General features: G+C 62.6%; 13 protein-coding genes. 5 read left to right on the forward strand and 8 right to left on the reverse strand.

Annotated elements, in window-relative coordinates:
* Window positions 1-118: 118 nt before the first annotated feature.
* Entirely contained in the window at window positions 119-2,071 is a 1,953-nt protein-coding gene (locus tag ACLIIZ_RS02380) for an ATP-dependent nuclease (protein WP_416690595.1), read from the reverse strand.
* A 385-nt stretch (window positions 2,072-2,456) separates the two neighbouring features.
* On the opposite strand from ACLIIZ_RS02380, the gene ACLIIZ_RS02385 reads away from it, so the two are divergent.
* Both ACLIIZ_RS02385 and ACLIIZ_RS02390 read left to right on the forward strand, forming a co-directional pair.
* The gene (locus tag ACLIIZ_RS02385; RefSeq protein WP_416690596.1) at window positions 2,457-2,867 is read left to right on the forward strand and encodes a YidB family protein; all 411 of its coding nucleotides are present in this window, start codon (window positions 2,457-2,459) and stop codon (window positions 2,865-2,867) included.
* Window positions 2,868-2,896: 29 nt separating this feature from the next.
* Window positions 2,897-3,280: a VOC family protein gene (locus ACLIIZ_RS02390; protein ID WP_416690597.1), complete on the forward strand. Its 384-nt coding sequence runs from the start codon at window positions 2,897-2,899 to the stop codon at window positions 3,278-3,280.
* Here ACLIIZ_RS02390 and hemW read toward each other — a convergent pair.
* From hemW to ACLIIZ_RS02425, 7 genes are all read right to left on the reverse strand, one after another.
* Window positions 3,277-4,485 (reverse strand): radical SAM family heme chaperone HemW, encoded by a 1,209-nt coding sequence (hemW, locus tag ACLIIZ_RS02395; RefSeq protein ID WP_416690598.1) that lies wholly within the window; start codon window positions 4,483-4,485, stop codon window positions 3,277-3,279. The genes ACLIIZ_RS02390 and hemW overlap by 4 nt on opposite strands.
* Before the next feature lie 18 nt (window positions 4,486-4,503).
* Entirely contained in the window at window positions 4,504-5,748 is a 1,245-nt protein-coding gene (locus ACLIIZ_RS02400; RefSeq protein WP_416690599.1) for a hypothetical protein, read from the reverse strand.
* Window positions 5,745-6,806 (reverse strand): PDDEXK nuclease domain-containing protein, encoded by a 1,062-nt coding sequence (locus tag ACLIIZ_RS02405; RefSeq protein ID WP_416690600.1) that lies wholly within the window; start codon window positions 6,804-6,806, stop codon window positions 5,745-5,747. Before ACLIIZ_RS02405 ends, ACLIIZ_RS02400 begins: the two co-directional genes overlap by 4 nt.
* A gap of 75 nt (window positions 6,807-6,881) precedes the next feature.
* Window positions 6,882-7,478: an RdgB/HAM1 family non-canonical purine NTP pyrophosphatase gene (rdgB, locus tag ACLIIZ_RS02410; RefSeq protein ID WP_416690601.1), complete on the reverse strand. Its 597-nt coding sequence runs from the start codon at window positions 7,476-7,478 to the stop codon at window positions 6,882-6,884.
* The gene (gene rph / locus ACLIIZ_RS02415) at window positions 7,475-8,191 is read right to left on the reverse strand and encodes a ribonuclease PH (protein WP_416690602.1); all 717 of its coding nucleotides are present in this window, start codon (window positions 8,189-8,191) and stop codon (window positions 7,475-7,477) included. Before rph ends, rdgB begins: the two co-directional genes overlap by 4 nt.
* Window positions 8,192-8,201: 10 nt before the next feature.
* Entirely contained in the window at window positions 8,202-9,119 is a 918-nt protein-coding gene (locus ACLIIZ_RS02420) for a PP2C family protein-serine/threonine phosphatase (RefSeq protein WP_416690603.1), read from the reverse strand.
* Window positions 9,116-10,063, reverse strand: coding sequence for a serine/threonine protein kinase (locus tag ACLIIZ_RS02425; protein WP_416690604.1), 948 nt, complete (start codon window positions 10,061-10,063; stop codon window positions 9,116-9,118). The genes ACLIIZ_RS02420 and ACLIIZ_RS02425 overlap by 4 nt, the downstream gene beginning before the upstream one ends.
* Window positions 10,064-10,140: 77 nt before the next feature.
* Here ACLIIZ_RS02425 and ACLIIZ_RS02430 point away from each other — a divergent pair, with 77 nt between their 5' ends.
* The 3 genes from ACLIIZ_RS02430 to rpoZ are packed head-to-tail and all read left to right on the forward strand — an operon-like array spanning window position 10,141 to window position 11,857.
* Window positions 10,141-11,007 carry a YicC/YloC family endoribonuclease gene (locus ACLIIZ_RS02430; RefSeq protein ID WP_416690605.1) on the forward strand — a complete coding sequence of 289 codons (867 nt, stop codon included), beginning with the start codon at window positions 10,141-10,143 and terminating at the stop codon, window positions 11,005-11,007.
* An 11-nt stretch (window positions 11,008-11,018) separates the two neighbouring features.
* Window positions 11,019-11,627, forward strand: a complete 609-nt coding sequence (gene gmk / locus ACLIIZ_RS02435; RefSeq protein ID WP_416690606.1) for a guanylate kinase — start codon at window positions 11,019-11,021, stop codon at window positions 11,625-11,627.
* Window positions 11,628-11,650: 23 nt separating this feature from the next.
* The gene (gene rpoZ / locus ACLIIZ_RS02440; RefSeq protein ID WP_416690607.1) at window positions 11,651-11,857 is read left to right on the forward strand and encodes a DNA-directed RNA polymerase subunit omega; all 207 of its coding nucleotides are present in this window, start codon (window positions 11,651-11,653) and stop codon (window positions 11,855-11,857) included.
* The last annotated feature ends 3 nt before the right edge of the window (window positions 11,858-11,860 follow it).

Consider the following 11,860-nt stretch of genomic DNA (forward strand, 5'->3'; position numbering starts at 1 on the left):
CACCGGCGGTTCCGGGAATCGAAGCAGACCTTCGAGGTGTACGCTTAACGCGGGCCGATTCGGTAGGTACTTAACTCTTGAGGCTAAGCCATAGCACTTGCTTTGTGCCGCTAGCCAGTCAAGCTCCCTTGAATCGCACATCGTTAGAAACGCCATTTTCCTTGGCCCAAGCTTGGACAACTTTGGTTAGCCAAGACAGGTAGTCTCCTTCACCCAGAGCTCCGTCAACAAAGGGTTCATGCTGGGCAGATGTAAAGAGCGCCGTCATTAGGTCCTGCACTTGTTGTGCCTTTTTGTTGTCTTTGGCGACGACGAGGTAAGTGTTCAAGGGCTTGTCTTTCGATTCTTCCTCGCCTCCAAGAAATCGTTCAAAGTCTGGAATGCTGATCCTGTGACGAGCCTCCAACCCAGCAGTACGAGCACCCAAGACCGCGTTGCGAATCTTCTCGTTCTCCGTCCACATACCGTTCTTGTGACCATTTTTATTGAACGGTGAATCGGTATCGTGAACGATCCCGAAGTTGATCTTAAAGTGCGTCATCACCCTAATCAGGGGTACCAGAATCGCCTTCCCCCGAGCTCGAATAACCGTGACCCGATCCATCAACCCATGTTGACGTTCGAGGATCGACGACATGAAAGCAGCATGCTCTGTATCCCCTTCGACTAGAACAGGATATGAACCAAAGAATATTTCAGAAAAGCTTGGGTCGATGTGCTGTAGAGCTTGGAGGCGCTGCTTGTCATCCCCTTCAAACTCAATCAAATCAGAGCGGTAAGTCTTCGGCGCGACGAATGCCGCCTCACCATCGCCGGCACGTTCGAGACGAACGATGGTGGTGTGATCTTCAAAAGGGTTAACAAAATGGGGAGAGTGGGTTGTCATGATCACTTGCCAATCGGGGCTCTCTGCCAGCTCGTATAGATGGCGTTGGGCGGCTCGTGCTGCCATCGGGTGCAATGCGTTCTCTGGCTCATCGATCAGCAGCAGGTAGCCGGGGAAGGCAGGGTCATCAGGGCTGTCGGGAATCGGTGCCCCGCCATCGTGGGCCTCTAGCAGCGCCTTAAGCTGGCCGATAGTCTCCTCTAGGGCGTGCTTATTAGCAGCCTCCTTTGTCTTCGCCAGTTTTTTCTCGGCTTCGCCAAGCTCCTTCTCGAGTCGCTTACGGTAGTCTTGTCGAATTTCCTTGTCTCGAGACAATTCGTTGTGAACCTGAAGCATCGACCAAAATAGTGCGCGTCGAGCTCCCGTACCTTGCTGAATTAGGTCTGTTTCTGCAGCGCCGTCTTGAACCTTGAGGCTTGATCCGCCCTTGATTAGGTCCCCAAGCTTGGGGACCAACGGGGCCGCACCAATCTTCAGCTTGACGTCCAAGCGGGGAAAGACCCCCCGAAAGCCTGTCGCGATACGACCGGCAATGGTATTAAAGTGATCTTCGTGCGCACCACTGAGAGCGTCAAGGCGATCAGACACACTGGAGATTGCCTTGGAGAGTGCAGACTCTGGATTGACACGTTCCTTTTCAAGGCTGGAAAGCAACGGCCCGAGCGCAAGGGCTAGCAGCATTTCCTCTGTCTTCGCTGCATCGTCCAGAGAACCAATACGCAACGGACGCGGCAATCTAGAATTGAAAACTGGATCGGCACCGCCCGCCTTCAAGTCGTCAGCCCATGCGCCTTTACCATCGGCGCCCCCCGTGGGATCCCAGGTAGTGCGTACCTTTTGATAACTCGGGCCCGCCCATTGCCATCGGCTCTTAACGATCAGGAAGCCGTCCTTTTCAGTCTTCCACTTGGCATCGACATTGCCGATGCCGTCCGGAATGTGCACCTCAAGTAACACCTCGGATGGTTGGTCCTTCGGAGCGTATTGGCAGCGATCTTTAGCAAAATCGAAGCCCACCGATCCTTTCGCTAGCTCATAGGCGCGCAGGACGGTGGATTTTCCAGCGTTGTTCTTGCCGACCAAACAGACAACATTGTCTAGCTCGATCTCGACTCCGTCGTTACCGATGCAACCTATATTGCGCACCGTAATACGCATTAGCTTGGAACGATTCACTTCTGCCATCTTGCCTCCGTTGACGACTCATTTTTGCGCTGATGTCCACGTAACCCGCCTCCTTAATCTTGAAGGCCTTCCCGCAATGCGGGCAGATGATTTCTGCACGTGTGATCTCCCAATACAACCGAATGTGGCTGTTTCTGCTTGCGGCTTCATGTACAAGGCATATTAACCTGTGTCGCTCCGGCTTTTCTAGTTTCAGTAAAGTCTGCTTTCCATTCAAACCGGTTACTAAGCTCGAAGCTCCCCAATGGCCGCCGCAATGGCCGCCGAGCAGCCCTTGAAACATATAACGCAGCTGCTTCCGACTGGTCTTGTCCCCACGTCACAATTCTTAACCTACCCTTTGCATCATCCCGGTACGATGGCCTTTTCCCCTCAGGAGCGAATCATGGGTCTTCTCGATCAGGTAGTCGGCGGGCTGGCCGCCAATGCACTCGGTGGCAAGGGTAACGGGCTGGCCGAGATGGCCATGCAGTTGGTCAATCAGTATCCGGGCGGTATTGGCGGGCTGGTGCAGGCTTTCCAGCAAGGCGGGCTGGGTGAGATCGTCAATTCCTGGGTGTCGACCGGCAAGAACCTGCCGATCTCGGGCGATCAGTTGAGTTCGGTGCTCGGTGGCGATTTCCTCGGCAAGCTGGCCGGGCAGGCCGGGATGGCGCCGCAGGAAGCGGCGAACGGGCTGGCCGATCTGCTGCCCGGTCTGGTCGATCAACTGACGCCGAACGGCCAGTTGCCGCAGGGCGGCGACCTGCTCGGCCAGGGGCTGGGCATGCTGAAGAAGGGCGGGCTGTTCGGCTGAGGCCGGGTGGCGTCTGCCGGGAGCGTCCGATGAAATTCGGCTACACCATCCTTTACGTCGACGACGTCCGCCGGACGCTCGACTTCTACGTTGCCGCCTTCGGGCTGAGCGTGCGCTTTCTGCATGAGAGCGGCGATTTCGGCGAGCTGGAGACCGGCGGCACGGCGCTTGCCTTTTCCTCGCGGGCGCTGATGCGTCAGCTGGGCAAGCAGCCGTCGGCGCCGGTCAGCGGCGCGCCCTGTTTCGAGATTGCCTTCGTCTGCGACGATGTCGCGGCGGCGGTCGACCGTGCCGTGGCAGCCGGCGCGCGCCTGGTGCAGGCGCCGGAGGCGATGCCCTGGTGGCAGACGGTGGCTTACGTGGCCGACCTGGAGGGTTTCTTGGTCGAGTTGTGTACGCCGGTCGGCGGCTAGAGGAAGCGTTCCAGCAACACGTTGAGGAAGCGCCGGCCCTTGGCGGTCGGCGCGATTCTTTCCGGGCCGAGGTCGAGCAGGCCGTCGGCCTGCGCTGCCTTGAGTTGCGGCAGGATGGCGGCGAGTGGCCGCGAGGTGCGCAGTTCGAACAGGCTGGGGGCGAAGCCGTCGGCCAGGCGTAGCGCGTTCATCATGAATTCGAAGGGCAGTTCGGCGGCGGCGACGTCGTGTTCTTCCTGGATCGGCCGGCCGGCGCGGACGTTTTCCAGATAGGCCTTGGGGTGCTTGTGGCGCATCTGGCGCAGCACGCGGTCGTGCAGCGTCAGCTTGGAATGGGCGCCAGCGCCGATGCCGAGGTAGTCGCCGAAATGCCAGTAGTTGAGGTTGTGCAGGCACTGCCGGCCGGGCTGGGCGAAGGCCGAGGTCTCGTAGTTGGCGTAGCCGGCGGCGGCCAGCCGGGCTTCGATGGCTTCCTGCATGTCGGCGCACAGGTCGCCCTCGGGCAGGTCGGGCGGGAAGGCGGCGAAGTGCGTGTTCGGCTCCAGCGTCAGCTGGTAGCAGGAGAGGTGCGGCGGCGCGAAGGACAGCGCGCTGTCGATGTCGGCGAGCGCTTGCTCCTGCGTTTGATAAGGCAGGCCGTACATCAGGTCGAGGTTGAAGCGCTCGAAGTGCTCGCCGGCCAGTTGCGCCGCGCGCTTCGCTTCGGCGCTGCCGTGGATGCGGCCGAGCGCCTTGAGGTGCTCGTCGTTGAAGCTCTGGATGCCGAGCGACAGCCGATTGACCCCGGCGGCGCGAAAGCCGGCGAACTTGCCGGCCTCGACCGTGCCGGGATTGGCTTCGAGCGTGATTTCGGCCTCCGGCGACAACATCGCCAGCGCCCGGAAGGCGCCGATCAGCTCGTCGATGGCGCCCGGCGACAGCAGGCTGGGCGTGCCGCCGCCAAAGAACACCGTCTGCACCGGCCGGCCCCAGATCAGCGGCAGCGCCGATTGCAAGTCGGCGATCAGCGCATCGACGTACTCGCGCTCGGGAATCTCGCCGCCGTTCTCGTGCGAGTTGAAGTCGCAATACGGACACTTGCGCACGCACCACGGGATATGGACGTAGAGCGAGAGAACCGGGGATTTGCGGAATTCGAGCGGGCTGTCGGGCGAGCTGGCAGGCGAGCGGGACGGGGCGGGAATGATCGGGATGGTGATCGACATGCTTCGAGGGGGCGGGATTCAATCCGGGAGCGCGGTGTTCTTCGCTTCGGCCGGTGGGGGTGACGGTGGGGCGGGTGGCTCGGCTGCGCCGCGCAGGATTTGCGCTACGGCTGCCTTGCCAACGGGGGTCAGATAGGGCTGCAGATCGGCAAAGGGAATCGTGTAGCGGGCGTAGCAGATGCGCATGATACGCGCGGGTTCGGGGAGCCACGGGATGAACGCGATTCCCTTGGGGGTCAGGCCGATGTCGTAGCCACCGTCGACCATGCCGAAGTCGAAGTCTTCCGGTTTGCAGGGGGCGATCTTGTCTACCTCGGGTTTCGTTTTGGCGATGCGCCTGGCGAGATTTTTCGGAAGGCAGCGATCCTCCAGGGAATCGCAGATCTGGTCCGGATTGCCTTCGCTCTTTTTGACCACGCGGAACCAGGACCAGAGGTCTGCTTCCTTGCCGGTGTGCAGGCTAAGCACCCGGGTTTCGTTGTTGAAAGAGGGGTGGGCGCCGCCGCAATACCACTCGCCATGCGACGACCAGGATAGCCAGTCATCGTCCCAGAAGCGCAAACGGACGCTGTCGGTCCAGTCGCCTTGGCGGGGCGGATCGAAGCTGTCGCAAGCGAGATAAGCGGCGATGCTGTCCTGCAATAGTTGGCGCAGGCGTTTGTTGGCGCGTTGAATTGGCTCGCCTTCGCCCTCCAGTTCCAGCGACGCGACATTGCCCTGCATGGCCTGGATGACCCGGTAGGTTCTGCCCATGAATACCTTGGCTTGCCCCGTCGTGATCTTCTGTGCGGCAATGCGCGGTGCGTTGAACGCGGTCTGGAGTGGGCTATCGAAAAGGCAGTCGGGTGTTTGGCCTTCCCTGGCCTGGTTCAGCTTGACGCGGCTAAGCCGGATCGGCGATGGCGGTGCCGCTTCGCTTTGCCGCCAGGTTCCCGTCAGCCGCTTGCCGGTCGGCTTGTCCAGTTGCCAGGTGCTGCTGGTTTCGATGCCCAGGTTTTCGATCCAGTGGGGATTTTCCCCGTCGGGGGCCGACAGGCTGATGCGCAATGGTTTGCGCAGCGGATAGTAGTGGCCGCCAGTCTGATCCCAGCAGGCGACGATCTGCCGCTTGCCGATCGTTCCCTGCCAGACGCCGATCAGTTCCGCCGGTACATTCTGGCTTTGCGCCGGGGAGGAATGCAGCAGGAAGGAGAGTCCCAGAGAGATGAGAAGGTGAAGCGGACGCGGGCGGTTGGTCGGGGCTGTTCCCGCTTGGGATTTCACTGCGTTTCTCCCGGCGCAAATGCCTCGTTTTTTGCCAGTTCTGCCTCGATCCGTTCAATACTCGGCAAGCTCGTCTGCAATTCCTCGGGCAGGGATTCCAGCAGCTTGTACTCGGCGATGCCCATCGGCTGGCCTTTGTCGCCCAGTGCGTATTCGGCCACTACCTTGTTCTTGCTCTTGCACAGCAGCAGGCCGATGGTCGGGTTGTCCTGGGCGTGCCTGATCTGGCGATCGACAGCGGTCATGTAGAAGCCGAGTTGTCCCAGGTGTTCGGGCTTGAACTTGCCGCCTTTCAGTTCGATCACGACGTAGCAGCGCAACTTGAGGTGATAGAACAGTAGGTCGATGAAGAATTCCTCGCCGCCGACGTTCAGCAACACCTGCCGGCCGACGAAGGCAAAGCCGGCGCCCAGTTCGAGCAGGAAGTCGGTGACGTGCTGCATCAGGGCGTTTTCGATGTCGCGTTCGTGCGCCGCTTCGGTCAGGCCGAGGAAATCGGAACGGTAGGGGTCTTTCAGCGCCTCGCGGGCGAGGTCGGATTGCGCTGCGGGCAGTGTGTCGGGAAAATTCGAGACAAGATTGCCGCTGCGCTCCAGTAGCCGGGCTTCGATCTGCATCACCAGGACATTGCGCGACCAGTTGTGCTCGATGGCCTTGGCGGCGTACCAGCGGCGGGTTTCGGGGCCGGGGAGTTTGTCCAGCAGCGCGATCTGGTGGTACCAAGGCAATTGTGCAAGCACCCCTTGCACAATTGCCTCGTCCGGCCAGGCTTCGGCAAAGGCGCGCATGTACTTGAGGTTGCGCGGCGAGAAGCCTTTCATGGCGGGGAAGGCCTGGCGCAAATCCTCGGCCAGGCGGTCGATGACCTTGGCGCCCCAGCCCTGTTCGCCTTGCCGGGCCAGGATGTCGCGGCCGATCTGCCAGTAGAGCAGCACCAGTTCGCGGTTGACCGCCAGCGTTGCGCGCTGCTGGGCCGTGTGGATGCGGGTTTTCAGGTCGGCCAGCCAGTCGGTGTAGCCGGCCGGCGGTTCAGTGAAGCGGAGGGGCTGTTCGCTCATGGCTGAATTCCGGATGACATATGAATTAAACCTGCTGGGCGACCAGCATACCGGAAACGGCGGGCGAGGTGAGGGTCAGAGTTCCGGCAGCCGCTCGATCAGCTTCTGCATCGCCTGGCCGCGATGCGAGAGTTTGTTCTTGACCGTCGGGTCGAGTTCGGCGGCGGTGCACGCGTAGGTAGGGACGTAGAACAGCGGGTCGTAGCCGAAGCCGTCGGCGCCTTGCGGAGCGGCGAGGATTTCGCCGGGCCATTCGCCTTCGGCGATGATCGGCTGCGGGTCGTCGGCGCTACGTACGAGGACGAGGACGCAGACGAAGTGCGCCTTGCGCTCGGTCATCTGCGGGAAGGCGGCGAGGTCGGCGAGCAGCTTTTCGTTGTTGCGGGCGTCGGATTTCGGTTCGCCAGCGTAGCGGGCGGAGATCACGCCGGGGGCGCCGCCGAGTGCCTTGACGCACAGGCCGGAATCGTCGGCGAGCGCCGGCAGGCCGCTGTGCTGGGCGGCGTGGCGGGCCTTGGCCAAGGCGTTCTCGACGAAGGTGCAGTGCGGTTCCTCGGCTTCCGGGATGCCAAGCTGGCCTTGCGGGATGACTTCGAAGCCGAGTGGCGCGAGGAGCGCGTTCAGCTCCTTCATCTTCTTGGCGTTGTTCGAGGCGAGGACGAGCTTCTTCATGCGGCGAGCGCCTTTTGCTGTTCGGCGACCAGCTGGCGGATGCCCATCTGGGCGAGGTCCATCAGCACGTTCATCTGCTCGCGGCTGAACGGTTCGCCTTCGGCCGTGCCCTGGACTTCGACGATGCCGCCGTTGCCGGTCATGATGACGTTCATGTCGGTGTCGCAGTTGGAGTCTTCCGGGTAGTCGAGGTCGAGCACCGCGCTGCCGTTATAGATGCCGACCGAGACGGCGGCGACGTGGTCCTTGACCGGGTTGGCCGGCAGCTTGCCGGACTGCACCAGCTTCTCGCAGGCTTCATAGAGGGCGATCCAGGCGCCGGTGATCGAGGCGCAGCGGGTACCGCCATCGGCTTGCAGGACGTCGCAGTCGAGCGTGATCTGGCGTTCGCCAAGGGCCTTGAGATTGGTCACGGCGCGCAGGCTGCGGCCGATCAGGCGCTGGATTTCCTGGGTGCGGCCGGTCTGCTTGCCCTTGGCCGCCTCGCGCGCGCTGCGCGTGTGCGTCGAGCGCGGCAGCATGCCGTATTCGGCGGTGACCCAGCCCTGGCCCTTGCCGCGCAGGAAGGGCGGCAGGCTCTCCTCGACCGAGGCGGTGCACAGCACGCGGGTGTCGCCCATTTCGATCAGCACCGAACCTTCGGCATGGCGGGTGAAGTTGCGGGTGATGCGGACGGCACGGAGCTGGTCCGGCTGGCGCTGGCTGGGACGCATGGGGATTCCTTTACTTCTTGGGGTTGAACTTGTCGATGGCGGCGCGGATTTCCTCGATCGCCGCTTCGATCTCGTCGTCGGAGAGTTCGCTCTTGTAGGTCGGGTTGCGGCCGAACTCGTCGAGTTTGGTGGTGACTTCACCGACCGGCATGGTTTGTGTCGAGATCGCGCTGCTCAGGGCTTCGACGTAGTTGTCTTCCCAGCAGACGGCGACCGCCGACAGGTTGTCGCCGTGGCTGCCGGCCTTGGTCTCGGCCTGGTTGACCAGCATCGGCAGGGCCTGCAGGAGGTTGGCGCCTTTCAGCGCGACCGCCATCATTTCGCCGGAGGTGACGCCCCACAGGCCGTCGGTGCACAGCAGCACGACATCGCCGTGTTCGAGCGGCGTCTTGCGCGAGAAATCGATGTCCGGCAGGCTCGGCCCGCCCAGGCAGCTATAGATCTTGTTGCGGTCGGGGTGACGCGCCGCCTGGGCTTCGGTGATCAGGCCTTCGTCGAGCAGCAGGCGGATGCGCGAGTGGTCGCGCGTCTGGGCGATGACGCGGCCGTTGCGCATCAGGTAGAGGCGGGAATCGCCAGCGTGCGCCCAATAGGCGACGTTGTCCTGGATGACGCAGGCGACGCAGGTGGTGCGCGGCGAGTCGTCGAGGTCGTGACGCGCGGTGTAATCGCGGATCGCATGGTGGGCATGGGTCATGCCGCGGTGCAGGAAGTCGAAGGGGTCGTCGAGCAGCGGTTTGGCTTCGTTCTGGAACGCCGCAGCCATGGTCTGCACCGCCAGTTGGGCGGCGATCTCGCCGTGGTGATGGCCACCCATCCCGTCGGCGATCACCATCAGCAGCGCGTCGCGCGAATAGCAGTAGGTGCTGCGGTCTTCGTTGTTGGCGCGTCCGCCCTGGCGGCTTTCCTGGTAGATGGTGAATCTCATCGCGGCGAATTCCTGAATTTGTCGACGAAGCGGCCGATCCAGCCGCTTTCCAGGCGGGCATGCGGCGGGTGCGTGTCGGCGACCAGTGCCTTCTGCAGCGCGAAGACGCTTTGCGGACGGTAGAGATGGTTGAGGCTGAGGCACCAGTCGATGATTTCGAGCAGGCGGTCAGAATACTGGCCTTCCCAGCGCACCATGGCCGGCGTCAGCGTGTCCTTGCGCAGGCGCTCGTCGGCGGCCTGTGGCGCGGCGCCGTCGAGGCAGGCGTACATCGAGGCGCCGACGCTGTAGATGTCGCTCCACGGGCCGAGATCCTGGCGGTTGCCGTAGTGCTCCGGCGAGGCGAAGCCCGGGGTGTACATCGGCTTGAGCATCGGCTGGTCGCTGACCAGGGTCTGGCGGGCGGCGCCGAAGTCGATCAGCACCGGCGTGTTGTCGCTGCGCAGGTAGATGTTCGAGGGCTTGAGGTCAAGGTGCAGCAGCTTGTGCGAATGAACTTCGCGCAGGCCGTTGAGCATGCGGGTGAACACGCCGCGGATGAAGCGTTCGGAAATATGCCCCTGGTGTTTCTGGATGAATTCCTGCAGGGTGCGGCCATGTTCATATTCCATGACCATGTAAACGGTTTCGTTGGCGCGGAAGAAGTTCAGCACGCGGATCACGTTCGGATGCGACAGGCGGGCCAGGGCGCGGCCTTCCTCGAAGAAGCACTTCATCCCGTAGCGGAAGGCGCCGAGGTGATCGTCGGTGATGACCGGGCAGATGTCGCCCTTGGCACGCAGGGCCAGGCTGTTGGGCAGGTATTCCTTGATCGCGACCTGGTTGTTGTCGGGGTCGCGGGCCAGATAGACGATGGAAAACCCGCCCAGCGACAGCTGGCGTTCTATGGTGTACTCCTCCAGCTGGTGGCCGCCAGGCAGCGGGTGGTTGGCTTGTTGCGCCATCGATCTCGCGGTTATCATGCAATCGCAGGCATTGTCGGGCGTGTTGTCCGACCTGTAAAGCTGGAGAGCGAGCCCCGATGATTTGCAGCATGACCGGATATGCAGTGAAAACCCGCGATCTTGAGCGGGGAACGCTGCAATTGGAACTAAAAAGCGTCAATTCCCGCTATCTGGATTTTCATTTCCGGGTTGCGGAAGATTTGCGCAGCATGGAATTGCCGCTGCGCGAACTGCTCGCCAGCCGTCTGTCGCGGGGCAAGGTCGAATGCCGCCTGTCGTTCAATGCGGCCGTGGCGCGCGGCGAGCAACTGACGCTCAACGACGAATTGCTCGCCGCCCTGCGCGGCCTCGCCGACCAGGTGCGCACGGCGATGCCGGAAGCGGCGCCGCTGTCGGTCAATGAGGTGTTGCGCTGGCCGGGCATGTTCGGCGACCAGGAAATCGATTTTGCCGCGCTCGGCCCGGTCGTCCTGGCACTGGCCCGCGAAGCGCTCGACGATTTCACGGCAACCCGCGCCCGCGAAGGCGAAAAGCTGGCGGCGATGATCGTCGACCGGGTCAATGCCATGCGCGCCATCGTCCGCGATGTCGCGCCGCGCATTCCCGAGGCGCAGGCCGTGTTCACCGACAAGCTGCGGCAACGTCTGCAGGAAGCGCTGGGCAACGCCAGTGACGACCGCATCCTGCAGGAAGTGGCGGTGTTCGCGACGCGCATCGACGTCGCCGAGGAACTGTCGCGCCTGACTGCCCATCTCGACGAGGTCGAGCGGGTGCTGAAGGCCGGCGGCGCCAGCGGCAAGCGCCTCGATTTCCTGATGCAGGAACTCAACCGCGAGGCCAACACGCTGGCGTCGAAGTCGGCGATCACCGAGGTTTCGCAGGCGGCGATGGAGCTCAAGCTGCTGATCGAGCAGATGCGCGAGCAGATCCAGAACCTGGAATGAGCGGAGGGTAGATGGCGGGCGATCTTTACATCATTGCGGCGCCCTCGGGCGCCGGCAAGACGACGCTGATCAGGATGCTGCTCGAACGCGAGCCGGCGATCCGCCTGTCGATTTCCCACACCACGCGCAGCCCGCGACCGGGCGAGGCGGATGGGCGCGAATACCATTTCGTCGCCGTCGACGCCTTCCGGGCGATGATCGCCCGCGACGAATTCCTGGAGTGGGCGGAAGTCCACGGCAACTTCTACGGCACCTCGAAGCAGTGGATCGCCGACCAGCTTGCCGCCGGCCGCGATGTCCTGCTCGAAATCGACTGGCAGGGCGCGCAGCAGGTGCGTCGGCTGTTTCCGGAAGCGATCGGGGTGTTCATCCTGCCGCCGTCGCTCGACGAACTGACCCGTCGCCTGACCGGCCGCGGCACCGACGCGCCGGACGTCATCGAGCGTCGTCTTGCCGCGGCTGAGGCGGAGATGCGCCATGTCGGGGAATTCGACTATGTTATTATTAACGACCAATTGGAGCAGGCATTGGACGATCTGCGCGCCATCGTGCGCGTTCCCCGCCTGCAGCCCGGTCGGCAGCGATTGCGCCATCCCGCGTTGTTCGCCCGGCTGATGTAAACGGATTTGAACTGAGGTTAGACATGGCTCGCGTTACCGTCGATGATTGCCTGAAAAGGATTCCCAACCGCTTCCAGATGACCCTGGCGGCTGCCCACAGGGCGCGCCAGATCGCCAACGGCGCGACGCCGCTGGTCGATGCCGAGAAGGACAAGCCGACCGTCATCGCCCTGCGCGAGATGGCCATCGGCAAGGTCGGCCTGGAAGTGCTCAACCGCGGTCAGGCCTGACCG

It is taken from the genome of Azonexus caeni (assembly GCF_048146105.1).
Taxonomy (GTDB): Bacteria; Pseudomonadota; Gammaproteobacteria; order Burkholderiales; family Rhodocyclaceae; genus Azonexus; species Azonexus aromaticus_B.